This is a genomic window from Actibacterium ureilyticum (assembly GCF_002285435.1).
GTDB lineage: Bacteria > Pseudomonadota > Alphaproteobacteria > Rhodobacterales > Rhodobacteraceae > Actibacterium_C > Actibacterium_C ureilyticum.
In genome coordinates this window covers 294,796-320,742 of sequence record NZ_NSBT01000037.1, presented here as the reverse complement: position 1 = coordinate 320,742, position 25,947 = coordinate 294,796, and the positions used below count along the sequence as shown (strand labels likewise).

At 64.1% G+C, this 25,947-nt stretch carries 26 protein-coding genes; 9 read left to right on the top strand and 17 right to left on the bottom strand.

Going from position 1 to position 25,947, the window contains the following annotated elements:
* Positions 1-68 precede the first annotated feature (68 nt).
* Positions 69-488 (bottom strand): hypothetical protein, encoded by a 420-nt coding sequence (locus CLM60_RS14445; protein WP_095589835.1) that lies wholly within the window; start codon positions 486-488, stop codon positions 69-71.
* Between the two features lie 271 nt (positions 489-759).
* Here CLM60_RS14445 and CLM60_RS14440 point away from each other — a divergent pair, with 271 nt between their 5' ends.
* A complete protein-coding gene (locus tag CLM60_RS14440; protein ID WP_095589834.1) occupies positions 760-1,713 on the top strand; it encodes a glycosyltransferase in 954 nt (317 codons plus the stop codon).
* Here the strand turns inward: CLM60_RS14440 and CLM60_RS14435 are convergent, their stop codons facing one another.
* Entirely contained in the window at positions 1,714-3,213 is a 1,500-nt protein-coding gene (locus CLM60_RS14435; RefSeq protein ID WP_095590714.1) for a CoA-acylating methylmalonate-semialdehyde dehydrogenase, read from the bottom strand.
* A gap of 101 nt (positions 3,214-3,314) precedes the next feature.
* Between CLM60_RS14435 and CLM60_RS14430 the strand changes: the two genes are divergently transcribed.
* The 3 genes from CLM60_RS14430 to coaD all read left to right on the top strand — a co-directional run bounded on the left by CLM60_RS14430 (position 3,315) and on the right by coaD (position 5,283).
* Positions 3,315-4,208, top strand: a complete 894-nt coding sequence (locus CLM60_RS14430) for a LysR family transcriptional regulator (protein ID WP_095589833.1) — start codon at positions 3,315-3,317, stop codon at positions 4,206-4,208.
* A 49-nt stretch (positions 4,209-4,257) separates the two neighbouring features.
* Positions 4,258-4,692, top strand: a complete 435-nt coding sequence (locus CLM60_RS14425) for a CBS domain-containing protein (RefSeq protein ID WP_095589832.1) — start codon at positions 4,258-4,260, stop codon at positions 4,690-4,692.
* A gap of 99 nt (positions 4,693-4,791) precedes the next feature.
* Entirely contained in the window at positions 4,792-5,283 is a 492-nt protein-coding gene (gene coaD / locus CLM60_RS14420; RefSeq protein WP_095589831.1) for a pantetheine-phosphate adenylyltransferase, read from the top strand.
* On the opposite strand, the gene CLM60_RS14415 is transcribed toward coaD, so the two are convergent.
* The 4 genes from CLM60_RS14415 to gap (CLM60_RS14400) form a co-directional block, all read right to left on the bottom strand.
* Positions 5,268-7,256: an acyltransferase family protein gene (locus CLM60_RS14415; RefSeq protein WP_095589830.1), complete on the bottom strand. Its 1,989-nt coding sequence runs from the start codon at positions 7,254-7,256 to the stop codon at positions 5,268-5,270. The two genes, coaD and CLM60_RS14415, sit on opposite strands and share 16 nt — an antisense overlap.
* Positions 7,257-7,387: 131 nt before the next feature.
* Positions 7,388-8,389, bottom strand: coding sequence for a type I glyceraldehyde-3-phosphate dehydrogenase (gene gap, locus CLM60_RS14410; RefSeq protein ID WP_095589829.1), 1,002 nt, complete (start codon positions 8,387-8,389; stop codon positions 7,388-7,390).
* A gap of 70 nt (positions 8,390-8,459) precedes the next feature.
* Complete coding sequence (locus CLM60_RS20975) at positions 8,460-8,603, bottom strand: hypothetical protein (protein ID WP_095589828.1); 144 nt, start codon at positions 8,601-8,603, stop codon at positions 8,460-8,462.
* 124 nt (positions 8,604-8,727) lie between these two features.
* Positions 8,728-9,732: a type I glyceraldehyde-3-phosphate dehydrogenase gene (gap, locus tag CLM60_RS14400; protein ID WP_095589827.1), complete on the bottom strand. Its 1,005-nt coding sequence runs from the start codon at positions 9,730-9,732 to the stop codon at positions 8,728-8,730.
* 313 nt (positions 9,733-10,045) lie between these two features.
* Here gap (CLM60_RS14400) and CLM60_RS14395 point away from each other — a divergent pair, with 313 nt between their 5' ends.
* A complete protein-coding gene (locus tag CLM60_RS14395; RefSeq protein ID WP_176473887.1) occupies positions 10,046-11,284 on the top strand; it encodes a cytochrome P450 in 1,239 nt (412 codons plus the stop codon).
* Between the two features lie 22 nt (positions 11,285-11,306).
* On the opposite strand, the gene CLM60_RS14390 is transcribed toward CLM60_RS14395, so the two are convergent.
* Positions 11,307-11,873, bottom strand: coding sequence for a TetR/AcrR family transcriptional regulator (locus CLM60_RS14390; protein ID WP_095589825.1), 567 nt, complete (start codon positions 11,871-11,873; stop codon positions 11,307-11,309).
* 75 nt (positions 11,874-11,948) lie between these two features.
* On the opposite strand from CLM60_RS14390, the gene CLM60_RS14385 reads away from it, so the two are divergent.
* Positions 11,949-12,356 carry a RidA family protein gene (locus CLM60_RS14385; protein ID WP_095589824.1) on the top strand — a complete coding sequence of 136 codons (408 nt, stop codon included), beginning with the start codon at positions 11,949-11,951 and terminating at the stop codon, positions 12,354-12,356.
* Positions 12,357-12,403: 47 nt separating this feature from the next.
* Here the strand turns inward: CLM60_RS14385 and tkt are convergent, their stop codons facing one another.
* Entirely contained in the window at positions 12,404-14,419 is a 2,016-nt protein-coding gene (tkt, locus tag CLM60_RS14380) for a transketolase (protein ID WP_095590713.1), read from the bottom strand.
* Between the two features lie 238 nt (positions 14,420-14,657).
* On the opposite strand from tkt, the gene CLM60_RS14375 reads away from it, so the two are divergent.
* Together CLM60_RS14375 and CLM60_RS14370 are read left to right on the top strand one after the other, a co-directional pair.
* Entirely contained in the window at positions 14,658-15,152 is a 495-nt protein-coding gene (locus CLM60_RS14375; protein WP_095589823.1) for a hypothetical protein, read from the top strand.
* Entirely contained in the window at positions 15,145-15,528 is a 384-nt protein-coding gene (locus tag CLM60_RS14370; RefSeq protein WP_095589822.1) for a cell division protein ZapA, read from the top strand. Before CLM60_RS14375 ends, CLM60_RS14370 begins: the two co-directional genes overlap by 8 nt.
* A 4-nt stretch (positions 15,529-15,532) precedes the next feature.
* On the opposite strand, the gene CLM60_RS14365 is transcribed toward CLM60_RS14370, so the two are convergent.
* The 9 genes from CLM60_RS14365 to CLM60_RS14325 form a co-directional block, all read right to left on the bottom strand.
* Complete coding sequence (locus tag CLM60_RS14365) at positions 15,533-15,943, bottom strand: hypothetical protein (RefSeq protein ID WP_095589821.1); 411 nt, start codon at positions 15,941-15,943, stop codon at positions 15,533-15,535.
* Between the two features lie 84 nt (positions 15,944-16,027).
* Positions 16,028-16,390, bottom strand: coding sequence for a carboxymuconolactone decarboxylase family protein (locus tag CLM60_RS14360; RefSeq protein ID WP_245848421.1), 363 nt, complete (start codon positions 16,388-16,390; stop codon positions 16,028-16,030).
* Entirely contained in the window at positions 16,377-16,802 is a 426-nt protein-coding gene (locus CLM60_RS14355; RefSeq protein ID WP_095589819.1) for a MerR family transcriptional regulator, read from the bottom strand. The genes CLM60_RS14360 and CLM60_RS14355 overlap by 14 nt, the downstream gene beginning before the upstream one ends.
* Positions 16,803-16,884: 82 nt before the next feature.
* Entirely contained in the window at positions 16,885-17,433 is a 549-nt protein-coding gene (locus CLM60_RS14350) for a hypothetical protein (protein ID WP_095589818.1), read from the bottom strand.
* 101 nt (positions 17,434-17,534) lie between these two features.
* A complete protein-coding gene (grxD, locus tag CLM60_RS14345) occupies positions 17,535-17,897 on the bottom strand; it encodes a Grx4 family monothiol glutaredoxin (protein WP_095589817.1) in 363 nt (120 codons plus the stop codon).
* Between the two features lie 164 nt (positions 17,898-18,061).
* On the bottom strand, positions 18,062-18,400 hold the full coding sequence (locus tag CLM60_RS14340; protein ID WP_095589816.1) for a hypothetical protein: 339 nt from the start codon (positions 18,398-18,400) through the stop codon (positions 18,062-18,064).
* 243 nt (positions 18,401-18,643) lie between these two features.
* Positions 18,644-18,880 (bottom strand): BolA family protein, encoded by a 237-nt coding sequence (locus CLM60_RS14335; protein WP_095589815.1) that lies wholly within the window; start codon positions 18,878-18,880, stop codon positions 18,644-18,646.
* A 68-nt stretch (positions 18,881-18,948) separates the two neighbouring features.
* Complete coding sequence (gene purL, locus CLM60_RS14330) at positions 18,949-21,117, bottom strand: phosphoribosylformylglycinamidine synthase subunit PurL (protein ID WP_095589814.1); 2,169 nt, start codon at positions 21,115-21,117, stop codon at positions 18,949-18,951.
* 279 nt (positions 21,118-21,396) lie between these two features.
* Positions 21,397-22,302 (bottom strand): LysR family transcriptional regulator, encoded by a 906-nt coding sequence (locus CLM60_RS14325; RefSeq protein ID WP_095590712.1) that lies wholly within the window; start codon positions 22,300-22,302, stop codon positions 21,397-21,399.
* Between the two features lie 157 nt (positions 22,303-22,459).
* On the opposite strand from CLM60_RS14325, the gene CLM60_RS14320 reads away from it, so the two are divergent.
* Positions 22,460-25,861, top strand: coding sequence for an indolepyruvate ferredoxin oxidoreductase family protein (locus tag CLM60_RS14320; protein WP_095589813.1), 3,402 nt, complete (start codon positions 22,460-22,462; stop codon positions 25,859-25,861).
* Positions 25,862-25,947 lie beyond the last annotated feature (86 nt).

The window sequence follows — 25,947 nt, the reverse complement described above, 5'->3', positions numbered from 1 at the left end:
AGTGCCTGTCGCGCCCATATTCGACCGAACCGGGCAATCGCGGCAAGGGGTTTGGGGCGCGGGGCCTGTCAGACCTGTTGTTTCAGCAGCGCGGCAAAGCTGGTCTCGGGCTGTCCCAGGATCGACAGGGCGGCCTCCTGCGTCGTCTGGATCGACACGACCACCCCCGGCGCATCGGTCCAGGAGCGTTCGACGATGCGTGCCAGTTCCAGCGACAGATCGGTCGGCGCGTAATAGACGATCAGGGTTTCGCTGCGCCCGCCGGTAAAGATCTCGGCCTTGCTGGCCTGGATCTGCATCAGCTTGGTGAAATCGCGCTGATAGCCGGTGACAGCCGCCAGATCCACCAGCTGTTTCTGGCCGGGATGGGCATCGGGATGGGCGGCGTATTGGGCCACGGCGGCGACCGTGTCCTTGAACAGCAGATGCCCGGTATAACGGACATAGACCAACCCGCGCTGTGGCATGATCTGAAAGGTCAGCGCCATGGCCTGGGAACTCCTGAAAATGCGTTCGGGCCAGATACCGGCATAGGCGTCCTTTGCGCAAGTCAAACCTGTGCCGGGCGGGGCGGGTGCGTTGCGGGATCTGGAAACCGACGGGGGAATTTGCTAGGCTGATCACACTGTCGGAGGAGGGACGGCCGTGGTCGAAGATGCCTGCAGGGTGATCTGGGATGCGCGCAACAATCTGCTTTTCTTTGATCCCGATCGCACAGGTTGTTTGACCTTGGTCACAACTTCAAAGTAAGCGCGGGATATGGAAAGTCACGTAATAGTTATGGCGGTGTGTACGCGGCGCAGACGCGAGATGCTGGGGCATCTGCTGCGCAGCTGGCGCGCGCTGGATGTGCCCGAAGACGTGCAGCTGCGGTTTCTGGTGGTCGAAAACGATTCCGAACCGCGCAGCGCCGATCTGGTGCAATCGATCCTGGGCGAACAGGCCGAATATATCCTGGAGCCGTCGCTGGGCATTCCCTTTGCCCGCAACCGGGCGATGCGCGCGGCGCGTGCGATGGGCGGCACCCATCTGGGCTTTGTCGATGATGACGAATATTGCCCGCCCGACTGGCTGGTCAAGATGTGGGCGGTGGCGCGCGATCACGACCTGACCGGCGGGCCGCAGCGGATCGCCGCGGCCGAGGACCGGTTGAACCGCTGGAACCAATCCGCGCTGACCCTGTTGCAGCAACGCGCGGACAAGCGCGCCTGCGAGCGGGCGCGGCTGGCGGCGCAGGGCGATCTCGAGGCGGTCGATCTTTACACCCATAACTGGATGCTGGATCTGCGCGCGGCCGAGGCGCGCGATCTGTGGTTCGACGAAGGGCTGCGCTATTCCGGCGGATCGGACACGATGTTTTCCATCATGGCCACGCGGGCCGGGCTGTCAAAGGGTTGGGCGTCGGATGCCTTTGTCGAAGATCGCTGGCCCAACCGCCGCCTGACGGCGAAATACCTGTTCAGCCGGGTCAGCGCGCAGACCGCGCAGAATTACCGCCGCAACCCGCTGCCGTCGAAACGGCCGATTAAGAAACTGCCCAATGTGCTGATGCGGGTGCTGACCTTGCCCTTCGGGCTGTTGGTGCAGGGGCCGCGCGCGCTGATGCGGCTGGCGATGAAGGCCGGTGCGATGCACGGGCTGTGGAAGGCCCGGCGCGGAGAGGGCAATCGCCACTACGCGCCGGAAGCCGAGGCTTTTCACGTCGACGGCTGATCAGTCCATCTGTTTGAAGTGGAACTCGCCGCCCTCTTTCAGGCCCGAGGGCCAGCGAGAGGTGACGGTCTTGGTCCGGGTATAGAACCGGAAGGCGTCCGGCCCGTGCTGGTTCAGGTCGCCAAAGCCCGATTTCTTCCACCCGCCAAAGGTGTGATAGGCCAGCGGCACCGGGATCGGCACGTTGATGCCCACCATGCCGATATTGATCCGGCTGGCGAAATCGCGGGCGGTGTCGCCGTCGCGGGTGAAGATCGCGGTGCCGTTGCCGTATTCGTGGTCCATGGCGTAGGACAGCGCCTCTTCATAGGTTTGCGCGCGCACTTGAGACAGGACAGGGCCGAAGATCTCGGTCTTGTAGATGTCCATGTCGCGGGTCACGCGGTCAAAGAGGTGCGGGCCGACGAAAAAGCCGTCTTCGTAGCCTTGCAGGTTGAAGTTGCGGCCATCGACGACCAGCTCGGCGCCCTGATCGACACCCGACTGCACCAGCCGCAGGATGTTCTCCTTGGCCGCTGCGGTCACAACGGGGCCGTAATCCACATCGTCACCGGCGGTATAGGGGCCGACCTTCAGCTTTTCGATCCGCGGGACCAGCTTTTCGACCAGCGCGTCGGCGGTGGCATCGCCCACCGGAACGGCAACCGAGATCGCCATGCAGCGTTCGCCCGCCGCACCGTAACCGGCCCCGATCAGCGCATCGGCGGCCTGATCCATATCGGCATCGGGCATGATGATCATGTGGTTCTTGGCGCCGCCGAAGCACTGGCAGCGTTTGCCGTTGGCCGTGGCGCGCGAATAGATATAGCTGGCGATCGGGGTCGAGCCGACAAAGCCCACCGCCTGAACCGTGTCGTTGTCCAGGATCGCGTCGACCGCTTCCTTGTCGCCATTGACGACTTGCAGGATACCATCGGGCAGGCCGGCTTCCTTCATCAGCTCGGCCAGCATCAGCGGCACAGACGGGTCGCGCTCGCTGGGCTTCAGGATAAAGGCGTTGCCACAGGCGATGGCGGGGGCGAATTTCCACATCGGGATCATCGCCGGGAAGTTGAAGGGCGTGATGCCCGCCACCACACCCAGCGCCTGGCGCATGGAATACATGTCGATGCCGGGGCCCGCGCTGTCGGTGAATTCCCCCTTCAGCAGATGCGGCGCGCCGATGCAGAATTCCACGACCTCAAGCCCGCGCTGCACGTCGCCCTTCGCGTCGGGAAGGGTCTTGCCATGCTCGCGGCTCAGCGCCTCGGCCAGCTTGTCCATGTCGCGGTTCAGCAGGCGGACGAATTCCATCAGCACCCGCGCGCGGCGCTGCGGGTTGGTCGCGGCCCAGGCGGGTTGCGCTTCGGCGGCCTTGGCGATGATCGCGTCGACCTCGTCCTTGCTGGCCAGCGGCACGCGGGCCTGAACCTCGCCCGTGGCGGGGTTGAACACATCGGCGTAACGCCCCGACGCGCCTTTGACATGCGTGCCGTTCACGAAATGGGACAGGTCTTCCATCGGATCCTCCTCGAAGTTTTCGGCGGCAGAATAGTCTTGCAATATTCTGGGTAAAACAGACAATTTGCCAATGTCATTTTGCAAAAACGCAAAGGTAAGCCATGCATTGGGACGATCTGCGCATCTTGCTTGAGGTTGCGCGCGCCGAAAGCCTGACCGGGGCGGGGCGGGTGTTGAAGATGGACCCGGCCACCGTGGGGCGTCGTGTCACCCGGCTGGAGGAGCAGCTGGGCGCGCGCTTGTTCGTGAAATCGCCGCAAGGTTACGTGCCCACGCCGGATGGCGAGCGGTTGCAGGCGCGGGCCGAACAGGCCGAACAGGCCTTTTCCCTGGGTCTGGAAGAGGTGCAGGGCCAGGCGGGGCGCCTGACCGGGACGGTGCGGATCGGCGCGCCGGACGGGGCGGCCAATTACGTGCTGCCGCAGGTCTGCGCCGCGATCTGCGACGAAAACCCGGGGCTGGAGATCCAGCTGGTCGCCCTGCCGCGCGTCTTCAACCTGTCGAAGCGCGAGGCCGACCTGGCCATCAGCGTCAGCCGCCCCGAAACCGGCGACCGGCTGACCGTGCAGAAGCTCAGCGATTACCGCCTGCATCTGGCGGCCTCTGCCGATTATCTGGACCGTCACCCGCCGATCCGGTCGCTGGACGACCTGAGCCAGCACCGCATGGTGGGTTATATCCCCGACATGATCTTCGACAAGGAGCTGGACTATCTGGCCGAGACGGGAAGCCGGCAGGTCGCGCTGGCCTCGAACTCGGTCTCGGTCCAGTTCAACTGGGTCCGGCAGGGGGGCGGGGTGGGGATCATCCACGATTTCACCCTGCCATCGGCGCCCAATGTGCGCCGCATCCTGCCCGACCGGTTTTCGCTGAAACGCTGTTTCTATCTGATCCGCCACCGCGACGACCGCAAGGTCACGCGGCTCGACCGGTTCGCAACTGCCCTAGGAGAGCGTTTCCGCACGGAAATCCACCGCCTCGAAGGGTTGTCTTGACAGAATGTCGCAGCCTGAGTGACGCTGGTTTCAGAACGAGGAGGATTTCATGCGTGTGCATCAGATTTTGAAAGACAAGGCAGAACAGGGCGTGATCACCATTCCCGCCACCGCGTCGGTTGCCGAGGCCGCGACGCTGCTGTCGGAAAAGCGGATCGGCTCGATCGTGGTGTCCTCGGATGGGACCGCGCTGGACGGTATCCTGTCCGAGCGTGACATCGTGCGCGAGCTGGGCCGGCGGGGGCCGGGCTGCATGTCCGACAGCGTCGATGCCCTTATGACAAAGGCGATCGTGTCCTGTTCGCCCAGCGACGACACCGTCGATGTCCTGCAGAAGATGAGCGATGGCCGCTTCCGCCACATGCCCGTCGTCGAGGACGGCAAGATGGTCGGCCTGATTTCAATCGGGGATGTCGTGAAGGCCCGGCTGGCGCAACTGGCGATGGAAAAGGACGCGCTGGAAGGCATGATCATGGGCCATTGAGCCGCAGGCGGCAAAGCGAATCGGCTGCGCAATAATGTTGCGCAACGGCGCGCGGCGCGCTAGCGATAGCGCGATTGCTTGCAGGCACGAGGGACATCCATGCGAATAGCGCTTTATCCCGGCACCTTCGATCCGGTGACCTTGGGACATATCGACATCATCGAACGCGCGGCGGCGCTGGTCGACCGGCTGGTGATCGGGGTGGCGATCAACCGCGACAAGGGGCCGTTGTTCTCGCTCGAGGAACGCGTCGCCATGCTCGAGGCCGAATGCGCGCGGCTGAAGGTGGATGCCGAGATCGTCGTGCACCCGTTCGAGAACCTGCTGATCGACTGCGCCCATGACGTGGGCGCCCAGCTGATCGTGCGCGGCCTGCGCGCGGTGGCCGATTTCGAATACGAATTCCAGATGGTCGGCATGAACCGCGCGCTGGATTCCAGCGTCGAGACCGTCTTCCTGATGGCCGACGCCCGCCGCCAGGCCATCGCGTCGAAACTGGTCAAGGAAATCGCCCGGCTTGGCGGCGACGTGACCCATTTCGTCACCCCGGATGTCAAGGCGGCGCTGCTGGCGCGTTACAGCGCGGCCTGATCCTCCAGCGACAGGTTCAGAAGGGCGGGCAGGTCGGGATGGCGTTCGAACAGGTGCCGCAGGAAATAGGCCGCGCCGTACGGGCTCAGATGTGAACTGTCCACGAAGATCGGCAAGCCCCGGTCATCCAGGACCATGCAATCATTGCCCGCGCACATCGCGTCATGGGACGAGATGTAGCGTGCCTTGCTGCCCTGCATCGCGGCGCTCAGCGACCGGTCCAGTTCGGCGAACAGGTGCCGGTCGAACCCGCGCAACTGTTCGTGCAACTGATCGACGGTCATGCTGCGGGCCACCATCACCTGGATCTTGGGAAAGATTTCGGGGCGCGGCGCCAGATAGATCACCTGCGGTCCGATGGATGTCAGTGTGTCGAAGAACCTGCGAACCCTGTCGGGTACATCCGGATTCAGCCCCATGCCGACCCAGTCGCCCGCGTCTCCCCGAAACAGGCGAGCGGCGCGGTGGGTATAGAGGATCGCGTCGATATTGCCGGCGTTCTCGCGGATCCAGGCCATTGATTTTTCCATCAGCGGCACACAACGATTCTGAAAGCTTTCCCTGCGCCCGACACTGCACCCCGCACCAGTCAGTTGTACGAAACGGGTGCCTGGTGACAGTCGCACCAGACCAGTATAGATATCCGCCGCATGGCTGTCGCCCATAACAACCACCATGTGGCTGCGATCCTTGGGAAGACAGTCTTCAAAGGATTCCAAATAGATCGCGATCTCGTTTCCACCGAAGTGGCATCTTGGACGGCGGATCGCGATTTCACGCTCGTCTTCTGCTATTTCAAGCATGCGATTGATCTTCTGGATATCTTCAGTCAGGCGCCAGCGATAGCCCTTGTTCTGGGCCACATGGATCCCGATCACCAGCGTTGGCAGGAATACCGCGAGGACCGCCCGGCGCAGCCACGGTCCCGAGATCCGGAAACCCGCGGCCCCACGGCGGCGAAACGGCGTCTCGACGACGTGATACAGAAACGCGCCCGCAGCCAGGGCGGCCAGGCTCAGCCCCGCGACCTCGACCAGGGTATCGGGGGCATTGTGATAATAGGCATAGAAGACCAGCAACGGCCAATGTGCCAGATAGACCGAATAGCTGGTCTTGCCGACATATCGCATGGCGCCCAGGCTGAGCAGCGTGCGATTGACGACCCCCGCCGGACCGCTGGCAATCAAAAGCGCCGAGCCGAGACAGGGGAACATCGAATGGATGCCCGGAAAGCGGGTGTCGTCGTTCAGGACCAGAGCGCTGAGTACGATCAGCCCCAGCCCCGCGACCGAGGCGACGTTGCCCGCTTTGGCGGTCTGGAAAACCGGTTTGGTCCGGGCCGCCAGCGCCGCCCCCAGGGCGAATTCCGCCAGCCGGAACGGTGTCAGGAAAAAGACCGCGCTGGGATCGTCATCCAGCAACAGTTCAGACGCCACAAGGCTGATCGCGCCCAGCCCGAACAGAACCGCCGGCACCGCCGTCAGCCGGCCCAGACGCGCCAGGATCACCAGCAGGACAGGCCAGACCAGATAGAACTGCTCCTCGACCGCCAGTGACCACAGGTGCAGCAGCGGCTTGTTGATCGCGGCCTCGTCGAAATAGCCGGCCTCGGTCCAGAAGAAGATGTTCGACACCGAAAACAGCGCCGCGACGGTCGATCGGCCCAGCCGCTCGTAATGATCCGGCCCCAGCAGGAAGAACCCGGCCAGAAGCGTGGCGAACAGCACCACCAGCAGGCTGGGCGCCAGCCGCCGCAGCCGCCGCATGTAGAATGTGCCGAAGGAAAACCCGCCCCGTTGCAGATCGCGCAGGATCTGACCGGTGATCAGATAGCCGCTGATGACAAAGAATACATCGACCCCGACATAGCCGCCGCCCAAAGCGGTGACGCCCATGTGAAACAGCACGATGATGGATACCGCAATCGCTCGCAGACCGTCGATATCGTTCCGGTAGGCCGCTTCCGCGTGCATGTTTTGCTCTGCCCCTCTGCCCAGAAGTTGCCGCCGGATAACAGGCGCGGCATGGCGTTGCAAAAGAAAACCGCCGCAGCCCTAGGGGGCGTGCGGCGGTGCGTGACCTGTCGGGGTTGTGGACCAGCGGATTAGAGATATTTGGCCATTTCCACCGCCGTGTCGGACATGCGGTTGGAAAAGCCCCATTCGTTGTCGTACCAGCTCAGGACGCGGACCATGTTGCCGTCGATCACCTTGGTCTGGTCGGTGGCAAAGATCGAACTGTGCGGGTCGTGGTTGAAATCCATGCTGACAAGCTTGTCGTCGGTCACGCCCAGGATGCCGTTCAGCGGGCCGCTGGCGGCGGCGTGGATGGCGGCGTTGATTTCCTCGGGCGTGGTGTCGCGGCCGGCCTCGAATGTCAGGTCGACAACCGACACGTTGGGCGTGGGCACCCGGATCGCCACGCCGTCCAGTTTCCCGTTCATCTCGGGCAGGACCAGCCCCACGGCGCGGGCCGCCCCGGTCGAGGTGGGGATCATGCTCATCGCGGCGGCACGCGCGCGGTAAAGATCCTTGTGCATCGTGTCCAGCGTCGGCTGGTCGCCGGTATAGCTGTGGATCGTGGTCATGAAGCCGCGGGTGATCCCCACCGCGTCGTTCAGCACCTTGGCCACCGGGGCCAGGCAATTGGTGGTGCAGGACGCGTTCGATACCACGATGTCATCGCCCGTTAGCGTGTCGTGATTGACGCCATAGACGATGGTCTTGTCCGCGTCCTTGCCGGGGGCCGAGATCAGCACCCGGCTAGAGCCGTTGTCCAGATGCGCCTGGCACGCCTCTTTCGAGGTGAAGATGCCGGTGCATTCCATCACCACATCGACATGTTTCCACGGCAGGTCGGCGGGGTTGCGGATCGCGGTCACGTCGATCGGGCCGCGGCCCACATCGATGGTTTTGTCGGTCGTGGTGACCTCAGCCGGGAAGCGGCCATGCACGCTGTCGAACCGCAGCAGATGCGCATTTGTCTCGACCGGCCCCAGGTCGTTGATCGCGACGACCTCGATATCGGTGCGCCCGGATTCGACGATGGCCCGCAGCACGTTGCGGCCGATCCGGCCGAACCCGTTGATCGCGACTTTGACGGACATGGCGTCCTCCCACCTGATTAAGGAATGTTATCGCTAACATCACCATTTCGGCGCAAAGGTCAACCCGCAGCTAGCGCCAAAAGGCGAGATACTCGATCAGGTCGGCCAGCTTGCGGGCCAGGTACAGGGTGTATTCCCCATCGTGCAGGATCACGTCGGCGGTGATCGCCGCAGCGATCAGAAGCACGATGAGGAAGGCAAGGCGGTTGCTCATGGGGCCGATCCCAATTGACGTGTTCCGGGCTTAGTCTGTCCGGGCAGGGCGGGGCAAGGGCGAACGCGAAACGCCCGCCGGATGTGGCGGGCGTTTTAGCATCGAATTGCCAATGGGGCGTTAATCAGCGCAGCAGACGCCCCATCGCGGCGGCCACATCGGCCATCCGGCACGAGAAGCCCCATTCGTTGTCGTACCAGGCCAGCACGCGCACGGTGCGACCGCCGACGACCTTGGTCTGGTCGGGGGCGAAGATCGACGAATGGGTGGTGTGGTTGAAGTCGATCGAGACCTTGGGTTCCGGGTCATAGGCCAGAACCGCGCCCATATGGCCGTTTGCGGCCTCGCGCACGATCTCGTTCACATCGGCCACGGTCACGTCCTTGCTGGCCTCGAAAGTCAGGTCCACGGCCGACACGTTCGGCGTCGGCACGCGCAGGGCGGTGCCATCGAGCTTGCCGCTCAGTTCCGGCAGAACCTCGCCCAATGCCTTGGCCGCGCCGGTGCTGGTGGGGATCATCGCCATGGCGGCGGCGCGGGCGCGGTACAGATCCTTGTGGCGGCGGTCCAGCGTCGGCTGGTCGCCGGTATAGCTGTGGATGGTGGTCATCACGCCGCGCTCGATCCCGATCGCGTCGTTCAGCACCTTGGCCAGCGGCGCCAGGCCATTGGTGGTGCAGGACCCGTTCGACACCATGTTATGCGCTTCGTTCAGTTCGCGGTGGTTCACGCCATAGACGATGGTTTTCTGCACGTTCTTGGCGGGCGCCGAGATCAGGACCTTTTTCGCGCCGCGTTCCAGGTGGACATTGGCCTTTTCGCCATCGTTGAACTGGCCGGTGCATTCCAGCACGACGTCGCAGCCGTCCCAGTCCAGCTCCTGCGGATCGTAGGTCGAAAACATCTCCATCGGGCCACGGCCCAGATCCATGGTGTTGCCGTCGATCTTGACGTCCCCGGCAAAGCGGCCATGCACGCTGTCATAGCGCAGCAGGTGGGCCGAGGTTTCCAGCGGGCCGGTCGCGTTGACCTTGACCACCTGCACGTCGTTGCGCGCGCTTTCCGCGATATGGGCCAAGGTACACCGGCCGATCCGGCCAAATCCGTTAATGCCAACTGTAATGGTCATCGTCACCTACTCCATCTCCACTCAGGCACGCGGGCGGGCCTGCTGATCGCGCTGCAATATGGGGGTTCTATACAGGGTCCCCACCGGAAAGGGGAAGGCAAAAGCAGTGATTTCCCAATATGTTAACGCAAACACATGCTGCGGATGCACAATGCCGTGGCGTCATCGCGACAGGTGAGCGCTAACGTATGCGAATTGTTTCCGTGGCCGGTCGGCGCGGCGGTGGGCTGATTCCGTTGCGATGGGCGCGAATAAATCCGGTGCCTCAAGCGTCAGCATGTTGGATTTCAGCGCAATTGATTTGGAGACAGACATGACATTGCCCATCGGCCCTGACGGGCTGCCCCTTCTTTCTGCTGAAGAGCTTGCCACCGCGCCGCTTGCAGCGTTGGACGACGCGCGCCGCCAGACACCGGTTCTGCGCACCGATCCCGCGCGGGTGATGGTGCTGCGCGCCGCAGCGGTCCAGCGCCTGTCGACGGATCCCGGGCTGCTTCAGCTGCCCGGCGCGCAATATGCCACCGCAATGGGCATCCCGCCGGGGCGTTGTCGCGCTTTTCTGGAAAGCTTCATGCTGATGACCAACGGGGCGGACCACCAGCATCTGCGCGGCGCTTTTGCCCGGACATTTGCCCATCCCGTCGTAAAATCCAAACGGGCCTTGGTCCGCGAAGTCGCGGATGCCATCATGGCCGATCTGCCGCGCGGCGTGGCTTTCGATTTTCTGGCGACAGGGGCCGCGCGCTTGCCGGCCGAGGTGATCGCCACCGTCCTGGGCCTGCCGGTCGATCAAAGCGCCTGGTTCGCCGGCCAGGTCTATTCCCTGAGCCGGTCGCTGATGGTGCCCTATGCCATCGACCAGCATGACGAGATCGACGCCGCCGCCGGGGCGCTTTTCGCCTTTGTTGCCGATGCGCTGGACCGGCGCCGGGCCGATCCGCGCGATGATTTCCTGTCGATGCTGGCCACCGACGAAAGCGCGCGGGCATTGCCGCCCGAGGTGCTGATTTACCAGGTTATGGGCATCATACTGGCGGGCAGCGATACGACCCGGTCGGCGCTGAACATGACCGTGGGGCGCCTGTTGCAGGACCGGCCATTGTGGGACGACGTGCTGGCCGACCGCAGCCTGATCCCCGCCGCGATTGACGAGGCGCTTCGGATCGAGCCGCCGGTGGGGTCGCTGCCGCGTTTCGCACCCGCTGCGATAAAGGTGGACGGGCACAAGGTCGGGGCCGGGCAGGTGGTTGCCTTGTCGACCCTGTCCGCGATGCGCGACGAGGGCCGCGTGGCCAACCCCAAGCGGTTCGATCTGCACCGCAAAGACCGCGCCAGACCGCATCTGGTTTTTGGCGGTGGCGCGCATCGCTGTCTGGGCGAGATGCTGGCCCGGATCGAGCTGGAAGAAGGGTTGGCGGCCCTGATGGATGCGGCGCCCGATATCGAACTGATCGAGGCGCCCCGGATGCTGGGGGTCAGCGGCATCCGGCGCTCCACCCCGATGATCGTTCGCATCCCGGCCCGCGCCGAAACGCGCCGGTCGTGCTTTTAAAGCTGTACTTTCACCATCCCGGTCAAAGCACGGCGTCGAACACGGCCCGCACCTGTGCAAGCGTCGGTTTCGGGCCCTGACCCGTCACATGCATCAGCGTGATGCCGTCGATCAGCCCCGCACAGGTGTCGATCTGATCGGCCGAGCGGTCGGCGGCGATCAGCGTCAGAAAGAACGCGATGGGCTTGCGGGCCGCCGCGTTCAGGCGCTCGCCCGCACCGGTCAGCTCGGGGCGGCGGGCGGCGGCCAGCGTCAGCTCCATCCGGGCCAGGAACAGGTGCCGGGCGGTTGCCGCATAGATCGTCAGTTCCTCCCCGACATAGTCGATGGCCGCGTCGATATCCTGTTTCGCGACCCGGTCGGCAAAGCCGATCTGCAGCTCGTCGCAATCCTTTGCCAGCAGCGTGGCAAGGTGATCGGCCGCCGCAACCAGCAGGTCGGCCTTTTTGGGAAAGTAATAGGTCGTCGACCCCTGTGGCAGGCCCGCCGCCTTGTCGACGGCGCGGTGGGTCACGCCATCAAGCCCCGCATCGGCCAGAAGCTGGAGGATCGCGTTCAGGATGGCGGTGCGGCGGTCATTTGCTGTCATGGTTTCGGACCCTATACATATGTAGAGATGTGTTCTACATAAGATCTGTGTTTCGGCTATTTCAAAGGAAAGGTCATGTCATCTTACGTCACACGTTTGAACCCCGCCACGATGCCGGACTCGACCCAGATGGGCTATTCTCAGATATCGGTTGTTGAACCGGGACGGATGGCTTTCGTGTCGGGGCAGGTGGGGCTTGATCCCGAAAGCGGTACGGTGCCCGAGGGTGTCGCGGCGCAGGTGCGTGTGGCCGGGCGCAATATCCGGGCCGCGCTGGCGGCGCTGGGGGCCACGCCGAACGACATCGCCATCATGCGCTGCTACATGACCGATCTGAACGACGAGAGCCTGCAACAGGCGATGCCGCCGCTGATCGAGGTTCTGGATGGCGCCATGCCCTGTATCACCGGTATCGGCGTGGCCGCGCTGGCCGCCCCCGAATACAGGGTCGAGTTTGAGGTGACGGTGCGCTTGCCCGGCTGATCGGCCAGACCGAAGGGGCAGGGGCCATCGGCCCCTGCGATATCGTATCAGAGCAGCGATTTGACCTTTTCGGCGACCGCTTCGGCGGTGATGCCGAAATGCTCGTACAGGACCTCTGCCGGGGCCGAGGCGCCGAAGCTGTCCATGCCGACAAAGCCTGCCTTGGCCTCGCGCCCGCGCTCGCCCAGCAGCCACTGGTCCCAGCCCATGCGGATGCCGGCCTCGACCGCGACGCGGACGGGACCCGCGGGCAGGACGCGCTTGCGATAGGACGCATCCTGTTCGGCGAAAAGCTCGAAACAGGGCATGGACACGACGCGGGTGCCGATCCCTTCGGCCTGCAACAACTCGCGGGCTTTCAGCGCGATCTCGACCTCGGACCCGGTGGCCATCAGGATCGCCTGACGCTTGCCCTCGGCCTCGGCCAGAACATAACCGCCCTGGGCGGTCAGGTTCTTGGTCTTGTGCTCGGTCCGGACGGTCGGCAGGTTCTGGCGCGACAGGGCCAGCACCGACGGGGTGGATGTGGCGGTCAGGGCGATCTCCCACGCCTCGGCGGTTTCCACGGTGTCGGCGGGGCGGAAGACCATGGTGTTCGGTGTGGCGCGGCTGATGGCGACATGTTCTACCGGCTGGTGGGTCGGGCCATCCTCGCCCAACCCGATGCTGTCATGGGTCATGACGAACACGGTCGGGATCTTCATCAGTGCGGCCAGCCGCATCGACGGGCGGGCATAATCGGTAAACGCCATGAACGTCCCGCCATAGGGGCGGATGCCACCATGCAGCGCCATACCGTTCATCGCCGCCGCCATGCCGTGTTCGCGGATGCCATAGTGGATGTACCGGCCCTTGCGGTTTTCGGGCAGGAACACGCCCAGATCGCCGGTCTTGGTGTTGTTCGACCCCGTCAGGTCGGCCGAGCCGCCGACGGTTTCGCTCATGATCGGGTTCACGACCTCCAGCACCATTTCGCTGGATTTGCGGGTGGCGACCTTGGGCGCCTCGTCGCTGATCTGTTTCTTCAGCGCCTTGATGCGGGCCGACAGCTTCTTGGGCACCTCGCGCGCCAGGGCGCGGTTGAACTCGGCCTGCTTGTTGGCCGACAGCGCGGCAAAGCGGGTTTCCCATTCGGTGCGCGCGGTGGCGCCCCGGCTGCCGATGGCTTCCCATTCGGATTTCAGCGCGGCGGGGATGTCGAACGCCGCGTGGTCCCAGCCATAGGCGGTCTTGGCATCGGCCACGACCTGCGGATCGGTCAGGGCGCCGTGGCCCTTTGGCGTGTCCTGTGCCGCCGACCCCAGCGCGATATGCGTCTTGCAGGCGATCATGGTGGGGTGTTTCGACTCTTTGGCCGCGGTGAGCGCACGGTCGATATCTTCCGGGTCATGGCCGTCGCATTCCAGCACGAACCAGCCCGAGGCCTTGAACCGTTCCACCTGATCGGTGCGGTCGGCAATGTCGACGGTGCCGTCGATGGTGATGTTGTTGTTGTCCCACAGCACGATCAGCTTGCTCAGCTCGTGCCGCCCGGCCAGGCCGATGGCTTCCTGGCTGACGCCCTCCATCAGGCAGCCGTCCCCGGCGATGACATAGGTGTGGTGATCGACGACCTTCTTGCCGTATTGTGCGCGCAGGATTTCTTCGGCCATGGCGAAACCCACGGCATTGGCAATGCCCTGACCCAGCGGGCCGGTCGTGGTTTCGATGCCTGCGGCCAGGAAGTTCTCCGGGTGGCCGGCGGTTTTCGCGCCCTTCTGGCGGAAGCGCTTGATCTCTTCCAGTGTAATGTCGGGGTTGCCGGTCAGGTACAGCAGCGAATACAGCAGCATCGAGCCGTGACCCGCCGACAGGATGAACCGGTCACGGTCGGGCCACGCGGGGTTGGCGGCATCGAATTTCAGGTGCTTTTCGAACAGGACGGTCGCCACATCGGCCATGCCCATCGGCATCCCGGAATGGCCGGAATTCGCCGCGGCGATGGCATCCAGCGTCAGCGCACGGATCGCGCAGGCCTTCTGCCAATGGTCGGGGTAAGCGTCGCGCAGGGCTGAAATGTCCACGATTGTCACGTCCTTTTCGCAGAGGGTGATTTCGTGCGCTGTGATAACGATGTCTCAGACAAGTGCAAGGGCGCGAACGGTCTGATTCCGCCGCCTGCGTTAGCGCAACCACCAATTGGGGGCGCATTTCCGAAATCCATTGGGTAAGATGACAGTCCAATGACGTCGGCTCGATTCGGGCACGCCTCCGCGGCGGACGTCACGAAGATGCGATAAAGTGAAGATTGGGTGCGGGCACATGAGTGATATCCAGGATTTCGAGCAGCGGATCAACGCCGCGCTGGAACGGATCCGGCAGGCGGCGGAAACCCTTGGCGCGGGGGTGCCATCGGGCGCCCAGATCGACCCCGACGAACTGGCAACCCTGCGCGAGGCGCTGGACACCGAACGCAGCGCCAATGCCCAGCTCGAGGATCGCGTGCGCGCCATCCGTGAGCGTCAGGAAAATCAGGTGACGCAACTGGAACTGCGGGTGTCGAAGCTGACCGCGCGGGCCGACAGCGCCGATCAGGAGCTGGCCCGGCTGCGCATCGTCAACGCCCGGCTGCGCGAGAACAACGCCGCCCTGCGTGCCGCCAATGCCGAGGGGCTGGGCGATGCGGGGCTGATCAATGACGGCGTTGCGGCCGAGCTTGAGGCGATGCGCGCCCTGCGCGACGGCGACCGGGCCGAGCTGGACGCGATCATCGGTGAATTGACCACCCTGACACAAGAGGAGAGCGCCAGTGCCTGATGTCCGGATCTCGATCGGGGGCCGCAATTTCGAAGTCTCGTGCCAGCCCGGCGAGGAAAGCTTTCTGAGCTCCGCCGCGGGCCTGCTGGATATCGAGGCGACCGCCCTTCAGGGGCAGATCGGGCGCCTGCCCGAGGCGCGGATGCTGCTGATGGCCGGGCTGATGCTGGCCGACAAGACCGCCGGTCTGGAAGAGCGCCTTCAGGCGACCGAGACCGCGCTGAAACAGGCCACCGCCGAGCTGGAACAGGCCCGCGCCAACCCGCAACGGGTCGAGGTGCCGGTCATCCCCGCATCGGTCAGCGACAGCCTGGCCGAAATCGCCGCCCGCGCCGAATCCATGGCCGCCGAGATGGAAGAGAAAGCCGCCGGTTAAGCGCCTAGCCGTTCCGAAACCGTTTCGGCATGCGTTTGAACAGCAAAAGCCCGATCAGGCCGAAAAACCCCAGGGGTTTGATATCGGCGGTCGCGGCTTCCAGGCTGGCCAGCTCTTCCTCGGTAAACGCGTGGCGGACAATCTCGCGGATGTTTTCGAACCGTGTGCCGGCAACCGCCTGGCGCACCACCGCTTCGGCCTGATCGAAATCGTCGACCGAAAAGCCGAAATTGACCTCGCCCGCGCCGATTTCGGCGCCTTGCCAGTCACCGGCATCGGCCGCTATAAGGGCCGCTTCGATATGGTCCATCGCGGCGTTGCGGAAATCGAGCGCTTGCGCGCTGAAATCGCTGCGGTCCGAAAGGCCGGGGATATCGGCGATGTCGTAATAGATCTCGATCGTTTTGTCGCTCACGCGCGCCTCCTGCTGCTGCGTGATTGGACAGTGCAGGGCGAAAGCGACGAAAATTGGGCTGCTGCTGCGGGCGCGGACGGGTTCCTATGCCCCGTCTTGCGCGGTTGCCGCGGCCCGTTCGGCAAAGACCTCCTTGGCGGCGAACAGGCCGTTCAGCGCGGCGGGAAACCCGGCATAGACAGCCATCTGCATCAGGATCTCGGTGATTTCGGCTTGGGTAAGGCCCACGTTCAGCCCGGCGGTGACATGCACCTTGAGCTGGGGCTGCGCCGTGCCCATGGCTGCCAGCGCGGCAATGGTCGCGATTTCACGATCGCGCAGGGACAATCCGGGCCGCGAATAGATATCGCCAAAGGGAAATTCGAACAGATAGGTGGCGAAATCCGGCGCGATCCCGGCCAGCGCGTCGATCACATCCTGCCCGGCCTGTCCGTCAATCGCGGCCAAGGCGCGCTGTCCGCGCTCCAGCCGGGTTTCTTGCGTCTCTATCGTCATGGTTTTGCGTCCTTTTTTCCGCTGCGACATAGGTGTCGATCTTGGTATCCAGGACAAGAAGCGCGGCCTGCAGGTCGGCGATATGCGCGCGTACATTCTCGCGATGCGCCCGCAGCAGCTGCTGGCGGGCAGGGGCGGTATGGTCCCCCTTTGCCCGCAGATCGGCATAGCGGCGCATGTCGCGGATCGGCATGCCGGTGGTCTTCAGCCGGTGCAGGAACGCGATCCACACAAGGATATCCGCGTCGTAATCCCGCCGCCCGCCCGCATCGCGATCGGCCACCGGCAACAGCCCGATCCGTTCGTAATACCGGATCGTGTGGGCCGACAGCCCGCTGCGTTTTGCAAGTTCGCCGATTTTCATGACAGCCCGTTTCTTGTCAGGACGCTTCCGACCCTAGGGGTTCGAGCATGCTCTAAGTCAAGGCGTAAATCCGGGCGCGTGCTCAGCCGTCTTGCACCGTTTCGTGAACGGGCACGCCCGCCTGGTGGATCCGGTCGGCCAGCCAGGACAGGCTGACGCCCGAATGGTCCCGCAGCCGGATCGGCGCGCGGTCGTGAAAGCGGATCCAGTATTCGCGGCGGTCGGGCGCTTCGTCGCGGCGGATGATCCGAAGCTCCAGCGCCGCGATCTGGTCCAGACGGGCGGCAAAGCCCTCCTCGGGGCCATGGGCGTGGCGTGGGACCTGCCACAGCAGATCGGTGTCGGTCAGGCGGAAATGCCATGCCCCGCCCGAGGATCGCGCGCGGATGGCAAAGACCAACAGCCCCAGCAGCGCCCAGAAACCGGCCAGCACCAGAAGCGCGCCGGCCACCGACCAGACGGTCCAGGTGCCGATATCCGCAGGCTCAAGCGACAGGCGCGTGCCCGCCGGGATCAGCCACAGGCCCAGCCAGATCTGCGCCCCGGCGATCAGCGGCACGATCGCCAGACGCGTCGCATTGCGGCGCCGCACCGATTGCCGGATGTCGAAACCGGGGCCGGGGGCCGTCATCGGCCCGGCCCGCTTGGCGCCGAAAGGGCGCGAGGTGCCATGAAAAAGCCGCCCCTGTCGGACAGGGGCGGCGTCTGTATCACGGTGCGCGGCAAGGCGGCTCAGGCGTTGGCTTCGCGGATCTTGTCGGCGGCTTCCTTGGAATAGCCGACGCCCTTGTCGTCGAACAGCTGGTCCAGCTCGCCCGACAGGGTCATTTCGGTGATGATGTCGCAACCGCCGACGAACTCGCCCTTGACGTAAAGCTGCGGGACGGTCGGCCAGTCGCTGAAATCCTTGATGCCCTGGCGGATCGCGTCATCGGCCAGCACGTTGATATCGGTGAAATCCACGCCCATGAAGTTCAGAACCCCCGCCACGCGGCTGGAGAACCCGCATTGCGGCATTTCCTTGGTGCCCTTCATGTAAAGCACCACGTCATTGGCGTCGATCATGTCCTGGATCTGGGTGGCTGTGTCGGTCATCTGTCTTTTCCTCTGGCTGGCGGTGGCCGCCGGTTTCGGTCTGTTGCGGCGTCGGGCGGTTGCCCCTGGCCGCGCGTGTTCTCATGGGGTTGTCGAAGCAATCCCCGTGCCGACTGCGCCCCCGCACGGCTTTTGTCCTTTATCTGATATCGGTGGGCTGTTTTTCAATCCCGATTTCCGTCCCGCTTGGGGCCGAATTTCCGGTGATAGGTTTCGGCATAGCCCGCATCGTCGAACGGGTCGGGGTCGCTGGCCTCGTGAAAGCGCAGCCAACTGCCCTTTTGCGCGCCGGTCACCGTGGCCAGACCGGCGTTCTTGCGCATGGCGCGGTTGAACCCGTCGGTGTCGGTGGCTTCAAGCCCCAAGGCTTTCTGTGCGTCGCTGCGGTCCGGCTGCTGACCGGAGAATGGCCGGTGCCGCCCGCGTTTCAGCCACGCCTCTAAGGCGATGGCGCCGGTGACGAGCAAACCGACAAGGACCAGAGGAACGACCCAAAAGTTCATCTCTTGCCCTTTGGAGACATCGCCCTGGTGTATTCATGCGGATCCCGAGTGACGCGCGTGACGCTTCCGTGACCGCCACCGAAACCGCCGGAATGATATCCGGTGTCAATAAGTTGGTCGCCCTGACCCGGTTCCGTGCCGCGCTGTCCCTTGTTTTCGTGCTTGGCACGACTTCGCGCGAGCAGTGCGACGAGAATTGCGGGCAAAAAAAGGAGAAGGGTAAGAAACACCCCGTCCATTTCCTTATTCCGGCGCCTTGGTGGTCAGGGCCAGCGCGTGCAACTCGCCATTCGCGCCGTCCATCTTGCCTTTGAGCGCGGCATAGACGGCGCGTTGCTGCTGCACCCGGTTCATGCCGCGAAAGCTTTCGTCGACGACCATGGCGGACATGTGCACGCCATCGTCGCCCGCCACCGTGATCTGGGCGTCGGGGAAGCTTTCGCGGATCAGGGCCTCGATTTCATGGGCTTGCATGGGCATGGGCGATGGTCCTTTGTCTTTGTCCCAACGTAATACGCCGCCTTGGGCGCTTCAAGCGTGGCGCGCGCTCAGGCGGGGCCGTCCACGGCGGTGATGAAGCCGCTGCGATAGATTGCCGTCAGCTCGTCCAGCGGGGCCTCAGTTTCGCCCATGCGCACCGTGTCGCCGCCGAACCGGCCGACGCTGGCGATGGGCACCCCGGCCTGACCGGCGGCGACCATCAGCGCCTCGGCCTGGTCGAAGTTGCAGGCCACCAGATAGCGCGCCTGATCCTCGCCAAAGAGCGTGGGCGTGTCGCCCGCATCCAGCGTGACGCCGACACCGGCGGCCTGGGCCATTTCGAACGCGGCCATCGCCAGCCCGCCATCGGACAGGTCGGTGCAGGCCTTGATCGTGTCGCGGTTGGCGCGGATGAAATCGCCATTGCGCTTTTCGGCGTCCAGATCGACATGCGGCGCGTCGCCGTCTTCGCGGTTGAACACCTCGGCCAGCAGGGCCGATTGGCCCAGATGCCCGGCGGTTTCCCCGATGACCAGCGCCACATGCCCGTCGCGCGCGGTGCCCGCGATCAGGTGGTCCAGATGGTCGATCAGCCCCACGGCCCCGATGGTGGGGGTGGGCAGGATCGCCTGACCATCGGTTTCGTTGTAAAGCGACACGTTGCCCGACACGATGGGCATGTCCAGCGCGGCCACGGCGGCGCCGATGCCCTGGATCGCGCCGACGAACTGGCCCATGATCTCGGGCTTTTCGGGGTTGCCGAAATTCAGGTTGTCGGTCGTGGCCAGGGGCAGGGCGCCGACGGCCGTCAGGTTGCGATAGGCTTCGGCGACGGCCTGCTTGCCGCCCTCGACAGGGTTGGCACGCACATAGCGCGGCGTCACGTCGCTGGTGAAGGCCAGCGCCTTGTCGGTGCCATGCACCCGCACCACGCCCGCGCCCAGACCCGGCGTGCGGATCGTGTCGGCCATGACTTGCGTGTCATATTGTTCATAGACCCAGTGCTTGGAGGCATAGTTGGGCGCAGCCAGCAGCGCCTTGAGCCCGTCGATGGGGTCGATGCCCGGCACGTCCTCCATCGCCGGGGCCTCGGCGGTCGGGACCCAGGGGCGGTCGTATTCCGGCGCGGACGAGCTCAGCTTCGACAGCGGCAGGTCGGCCCAGCATTCGCCCTGATGCATGATGACAAAGCGGTCCTCGGGGATGGTTTCGCCCACGATGGCGAAATCCAGGTCCCATTTGTCGAAGACCGCGCGCGCCTCGGCCTCTTTTTCCGGCTTAAGCACCATCAGCATCCGTTCCTGGGATTCCGACAGCATCATTTCATAGGCGGTCATGTGGGTTTCGCGCTGGGGCACCGCATCCAGGTTCAGCCGGATGCCCAGGCCCCCCTTGTCGCCCATTTCCACGGCCGAACAGGTCAGGCCCGCCGCGCCCATGTCCTGGATCGAGATCACGGCGCCGGTGGCCATCAGCTCCAGCGTCGCCTCCATCAGGCGCTTTTCAGTGAAGGGGTCGCCCACCTGCACGGTGGGGCGCTTTTCCTCGATCGTGTCATCGAACTCGGCGCTGGCCATGGTGGCCCCGCCCACACCGTCGCGGCCGGTTTTTGCGCCGAGGTAAACCACCGGCATGCCGACTCCCGACGCGGCGGAGTAAAAGATCTTGTCGGTATCGGCCAACCCGGCGGCAAAGGCGTTCACAAGACAGTTGCCGTTATAGGCGGGGTGGAACCGCACCTCGCCCCCCACGGTGGGGACGCCGAAACAGTTGCCATAGCCGCCGATGCCTTCGACCACGCCATGCACAAGCTGCCTTGTTTTGGGGTGGGCGGTCTCGCCGAAGGACAGAGCGTTCATCGCCGCAATCGGGCGCGCGCCCATGGTGAACACGTCGCGCAGGATGCCGCCCACACCGGTCGCCGCGCCCTGATAGGGCTCGATATAGCTGGGGTGGTTGTGGCTCTCCATCTTGAAGACCACCGCCTGACCGTCGCCGATATCGACGATGCCCGCGTTTTCGCCCGGGCCACAGATCACCTGAGGGCCGTCGGTGGGCAGGGTGCGCAGCCACTTCTTTGACGACTTATAGGAACAGTGTTCGTTCCACATGGCCGAAAAGATGCCAAGCTCGGTAAAGGTGGGGTCGCGATTCAGCAGCCGCAGAATTTCGGCGTATTCCTCGGGCTTCAGCCCGTGTGCCTCGATGATATCCTCGGTGATCTGCGGCTCCGTCATCGCGTCTTTCCCTGACCCAAAAATCCAAGGTGGTCATATGCGATGGACGTGCCGGGGGGAAGGGCCGCAGACGGGGAAAGGGCCAAAAAAAAGGCCGAGCAAAGCTCGGCCAAGTCCAACAGGGAGGTAAAGAACAACGGTGTCTGAACCGCTGCCTTCAAAGCCCACTTATGGTGCGTGTGGCGTTGGTTCAAGAAAAAAATGCCGCGCGTGCAGCATGGCCGCTATGTGTGTTGCGCATATCTCACATTCAAAATGCGCCATTTGAATGGGCAAAGCTCAGGAATCCGGCTGATCTTTCTGGCGTTTTCGTTGCTCAAACAACTCTTCCACGACAAAGTCCCGGAACGCTGCAATCCGCTTCGAATGACGCAGCTCTTCGGGATAGGCGAGGAAGACCGGCACATCCGAGCTTTCGATATCTGGCAGGATTCGCACGATATCGGGGAAGTCGAGCTGCAGGTAATCGGGCAGCACGCCGACGCCCAGCTTGTGCAGCACCGCCTGCAACACGCCGAAGTAATTGTTCACCATCAGGGTCGACGGGATGTCGTTGGCCAGGATCTGTTCGACCAGCGCCGCGCCCGCGCTGACCTGGGCCGAGGTGGTGTTCTGACAGATCAGGCGGTGGTTCTGCAAATCGTCCAAGGTTTGGGGCGTGCCGTGTTCGGCCAGGTATTCGGGCGCCGCATAAAGCCCCATCGTGACCGACATCAGCCGCTTGCGGATCAGGTCGGCCTGGCTGGGTTCCTTCATGCGGATGGCCACGTCGGCCTCGCGCATCGGCAGGTCCAGCACCCGCTCTTCCAGCATCAGGTCGATTTTCAGGTCCGGGTACTGCTCGTAAAGCTTGGGCAGGCGCGGCACCAGCCACAGCAGGCCGAAGGCGATGGTGGTGGTCACGCGCAGCTCGCCGAACACCTCCTCTTTGCTGTCGCGGATGCGGGCGGCGGCGGCGTCCAAGCGCTTGTTCATCGCCAGGGTGGCATCGAACAGCAATTCGCCCTGTTCGGTCAGAATCAGTCCGCGCGCATGGCGGTGGAACAGGGTGGTGTTAAGTGATTCCTCAAGCGCCCGTATCTGCCGCGACACGGCCGATTGCGACAGATGCAGGGTATCGCCCGCATGTGTCAGGCTGCCCGCATCGGCAACCGCGTGAAATATTCTGAGCTTGTCCCAGTCCATGGTGAAATACTCGTAGCCTACAAAGCCATATTTTGAAACGCTTAAGTAGCCGCGCGTCGCGGGGAAAATCAATTCGTTCCGCTGCATTTTTCTGTTTGTGGGTCAGCAATCGTGACCTAAAATCATGCTATGCTTATTCCGCGACGGGAGGTGCACAATGAGCAGGCAGGATGTCAGTCTCGCAGACCGTTTCGATCTGTCGAAATCACCGGTTCTTCTGAATGGCACACAGGCGCTTGTGCGGCTGATGCTGGCGCAGGCCTGGCGCGACCGACAGGTGGGGTTGAACACCGCCGGGTTCGTCTGCGGCTATCGCGGTTCGCCGCTGGGGGCGGTCGACCAGCAGATGGTGCGAACTGAGAGCCTGTTGAGCGCGGCGCAGGTGCGGTTCCAGCCCGGGCTGAACGAGGATCTGGCCGCCACCGCCCATTGGGGCACGCAACAGGCCGAACTGCGGGGCGAGGGGCGCCATGACGGCGTTTTCGGCCTGTGGTACGGCAAGGGGCCGGGGGTGGACCGGTCGGGCGACGTGATGCGCCACGCCAACATGGCCGGGACCTCACCCCATGGCGGGGTGCTGATGGCGATGGGCGACGACCACACGGGCGAAAGCTCGACCACGCTGCACCAGTCCGACTGGGCGATGGTCGATGCCTATATGCCGATCCTGTCGCCCGCCGGCGTGCAGGAGATTCTGGATTACGGCCATTACGGCTATGCCCTGTCGCGCTTTGCCGGGGTCTGGGTCGGGCTGAAGACGATGAAGGACACGGTCGAGGCGACGGCCGTCGTCGATGGCCGCCCCGACCGGATGCGCTTTGTCGCGCCGCCGTTCCAGATGCCCGAGGGCGGATTGAACATCCGTCTGGCCGATACGCCCGTGGCGCAGGAGGCGCGGATGATCGATTACAAAAGGTTCGCCGCCGAAGCCTTTGCGCGCGCGAACAAAATCGACAAGCGGGTCTGGGGCGAGGCAGGGGCCAAGATCGGCTTTGTCGCGGCGGGCAAGAACTGGCTGGATCTGGTGCATGCGCTGCAATTGCTGGGCATCGATGCCGACGAGGCCAAACGGCTGGGCCTCACCACCTATAAGATCGGGCAGGTCTGGCCGCTGGACATGACCAGCTTCCACGACTGGGCCGAGGGTCTGGATCTGATCGTGGTGGTCGAGGAGAAGCGCAAGCTGATCGAGGTGCAGGTCAAAGAGGCGATCTTTGACGACCGCCGGGGCCGCCGCGTCTATGGCTGGCGCAAGAATGGCGAAGAGCTGTTCCCGACGCGGATGGCGCTGGACCCGATGATGATCGCGCAGAAGCTGGGCGCGATCCTGATCGAGGAGGGCCGCGGCACCGATGCTGTGAAGGCCGGGCTGGAACGTATTGATTACGCTCAGAAAGCCGATAACGCACCGGATATCGCGGCGCGGCTGCCCTATTTCTGTTCGGGCTGTCCGCATAATACCAGCACCCGCGTGCCCGACGGCTCGCGCGCCTATGCCGGGATCGGCTGTCACTACATGGTGCAGTGGATGGACCGCGAAACCGTGGGCTTCACCCAGATGGGTGGCGAAGGCGCGAATTGGGTGGGCGAGGCGCCGTTTTCGACACGCCCGCATGTGTTCCAGAACCTGGGCGACGGGACCTATAACCATTCGGGTGTACTGGCGATCCGCTTCGCCTTGGCCGCGGGCACCAACATCACCTACAAGATCCTTTATAACGACGCCGTGGCGATGACCGGCGGCCAACCGAACGAGGGGGACCTGTCGCCGCAACAGATCTGCCGCGAGTTGCTGGCCATGGGCGTGAAACATGTGGCGCTGGTCTATGACGACAAGGAAAAGCCAGACCTGTCGCTGTTCCCGTCCGAGGTCACGCGGCATGAGCGCGCCGAACTGCCCCAGGTTCAGGAAAAATTCAGTCAGATCAGCGGTGTCAGCGCCATTGTTTATGTGCAAACCTGCGCGGCCGAAAAACGCCGCCGGCGCAAGCGCGGGGCGTTTCCCGACCCTGACACCCGCGTTTTTATCAACACCGATATCTGCGAGGGCTGCGGCGATTGCGGGGTGCAGTCGAACTGTGTGTCGATCGTGCCGCTGGAAACCGAACTGGGCCGCAAGCGCGCGATTGATCAATCCAGCTGCAACAAGGATTACAGCTGCCTGAACGGGTTCTGCCCGTCTTTCGTGACGGTCCAGGGCGGCCAGATTCGCAAGGAGGCGACGGTGCAGATCGACACTGGCCCCTTGCCCGCGCCGAAGCTGCCCGCGATCACCGGCACGCACAATGTCGTGATCACCGGCGTGGGCGGCACGGGCGTGGTGACCGTGGGCGCTGTGCTGGCCATGGCCGCCCATCTGGACGGCAAGGGCGCGGGCCTGATGGAGATGGCGGGCTTGGCCCAGAAGGGCGGCGCGGTGCATATCCACTGCCGGATCGCCGAGAAGCCCGAAGACATCAGCGCGATCCGCGTGGCGACGGGCGAGGCCGACGCGGTGATCGGCGGCGATCTGGTGGTGACGGCGGGGGCCAAGACACTGGGCCTGATGACCACGGGGCGCACTGGGGCGGTGGTCAACAACCACGAGATCATCACCGGCGACTTCACCCGCAACACCGCCTTTCGCATCCCCGGCGACCGGCTGGAATTGGCCCTGCACGCGCGTCTGCAGGAAAAGCTGCAGCTTTTCGATGCCTCGAACCTGGCCAAGGCGGTGTTGGGCGACACGATTTTCTCCAACATGCTGATGCTGGGCGCGGCGTGGCAGATGGGGCTGATCCCGCTGAGCGAGGCGGCGCTTTTGCGTGCCATCGAACTGAACGGCACCGCCACGAACCGCAACACGCAAGCCTTTGAAATCGGCCGCTGGGCGGTGCTGAACGCGGACGAGGCTGCGCGGATCGCCACGCCGAAAATCACCAATATTCCCAAGACGCTGGAGCAGAAAGTTGCGTTCCGCGCCGATCACCTGAAACGCTATCAATCCGGGCGGGTGGCCAAGCGGTATCGCAAGCTGGTCGACCGGTGCGACGACCCGCGCCTGAAAGAGGCGGTGGCCAGGGGCTATCACAAGCTGCTGGCGTATAAGGATGAATACGAGGTCGCGCGCCTGCACCTGGAGACCGAGGTCAAGGCGCGCGCCGAATTCGATGGCGATGTCACCCTGCGCTATCATCTGGCGCCGCCGCTTCTGTCGAAGACCGGCCCGAATGGCCGCCCCGCCAAACGCGCCTTCGGCCCCGGCACGCGGCGGCTCTTTGGCGTGCTGGCGCGCCTCAAATTCCTGCGCGGCACCCCGTTCGACCCGTTCGGGCGCACCGAAGAGCGGCGGATGGAACGCGCCCTGATCACGCAGTACGAGGGGGACATGACCCGCATCCTGCGCGACCTGACCCCCGACCGGCTGGACCCCGCCGTTGCCTTGGCCGAGCTGCCGTTGCAGATCCGCGGCTTCGGCCCGGTCAAGGCCGCCAATGCCGCCCGGGCCGAGAAGACGCGCGCGCAGATCCTGACCGCGTTCGACACCGCCGGTCCGGCGCAGAAACAGGCGGCGCAATAGGGGGCGGGGTGTTACGTTCCTGTGATTGGCGTGTCATATTTTCTGTGCAATGCGGTGCGGACAGGCTATGCGACACCGCAGAACCG

Excerpts from the sequence above, each read along its gene's own strand:
- CLM60_RS14425 (WP_095589832.1), top strand. The coding sequence starts at position 4,258 with ATGCGTGTGCATCAGATTTTGAAAGACAAGGCAGAACAGGGCGTGATC.
- CLM60_RS14395 (WP_176473887.1), top strand. The coding sequence starts at position 10,046 with ATGACATTGCCCATCGGCCCTGACGGGCTGCCCCTTCTTTCTGCTGAA.
- CLM60_RS14355 (WP_095589819.1), bottom strand. The coding sequence starts at position 16,802 with ATGAAAATCGGCGAACTTGCAAAACGCAGCGGGCTGTCGGCCCACACG.
- coaD (WP_095589831.1), top strand. The coding sequence starts at position 4,792 with ATGCGAATAGCGCTTTATCCCGGCACCTTCGATCCGGTGACCTTGGGA.
- CLM60_RS20975 (WP_095589828.1), bottom strand. The coding sequence starts at position 8,603 with ATGAGCAACCGCCTTGCCTTCCTCATCGTGCTTCTGATCGCTGCGGCG.
- CLM60_RS14390 (WP_095589825.1), bottom strand. The coding sequence starts at position 11,873 with ATGACAGCAAATGACCGCCGCACCGCCATCCTGAACGCGATCCTCCAG.
- CLM60_RS14325 (WP_095590712.1), bottom strand. The coding sequence starts at position 22,302 with ATGGACTGGGACAAGCTCAGAATATTTCACGCGGTTGCCGATGCGGGC.
- CLM60_RS14335 (WP_095589815.1), bottom strand. The coding sequence starts at position 18,880 with ATGCCCATGCAAGCCCATGAAATCGAGGCCCTGATCCGCGAAAGCTTC.
- grxD (WP_095589817.1), bottom strand. The coding sequence starts at position 17,897 with ATGACCGACACAGCCACCCAGATCCAGGACATGATCGACGCCAATGAC.
- CLM60_RS14320 (WP_095589813.1), top strand. The coding sequence starts at position 22,460 with ATGAGCAGGCAGGATGTCAGTCTCGCAGACCGTTTCGATCTGTCGAAA.
- CLM60_RS14415 (WP_095589830.1), bottom strand. The coding sequence starts at position 7,256 with ATGCACGCGGAAGCGGCCTACCGGAACGATATCGACGGTCTGCGAGCG.
- CLM60_RS14435 (WP_095590714.1), bottom strand. The coding sequence starts at position 3,213 with ATGGAAGACCTGTCCCATTTCGTGAACGGCACGCATGTCAAAGGCGCG.
- CLM60_RS14340 (WP_095589816.1), bottom strand. The coding sequence starts at position 18,400 with ATGAACTTTTGGGTCGTTCCTCTGGTCCTTGTCGGTTTGCTCGTCACC.
- purL (WP_095589814.1), bottom strand. The coding sequence starts at position 21,117 with ATGACGGAGCCGCAGATCACCGAGGATATCATCGAGGCACACGGGCTG.
- CLM60_RS14440 (WP_095589834.1), top strand. The coding sequence starts at position 760 with ATGGAAAGTCACGTAATAGTTATGGCGGTGTGTACGCGGCGCAGACGC.
- CLM60_RS14445 (WP_095589835.1), bottom strand. The coding sequence starts at position 488 with ATGGCGCTGACCTTTCAGATCATGCCACAGCGCGGGTTGGTCTATGTC.
- gap (WP_095589827.1), bottom strand. The coding sequence starts at position 9,732 with ATGACCATTACAGTTGGCATTAACGGATTTGGCCGGATCGGCCGGTGT.
- CLM60_RS14385 (WP_095589824.1), top strand. The coding sequence starts at position 11,949 with ATGTCATCTTACGTCACACGTTTGAACCCCGCCACGATGCCGGACTCG.
- CLM60_RS14430 (WP_095589833.1), top strand. The coding sequence starts at position 3,315 with ATGCATTGGGACGATCTGCGCATCTTGCTTGAGGTTGCGCGCGCCGAA.
- CLM60_RS14350 (WP_095589818.1), bottom strand. The coding sequence starts at position 17,433 with ATGACGGCCCCCGGCCCCGGTTTCGACATCCGGCAATCGGTGCGGCGC.
- CLM60_RS14375 (WP_095589823.1), top strand. The coding sequence starts at position 14,658 with ATGAGTGATATCCAGGATTTCGAGCAGCGGATCAACGCCGCGCTGGAA.
- gap (WP_095589829.1), bottom strand. The coding sequence starts at position 8,389 with ATGTCCGTCAAAGTCGCGATCAACGGGTTCGGCCGGATCGGCCGCAAC.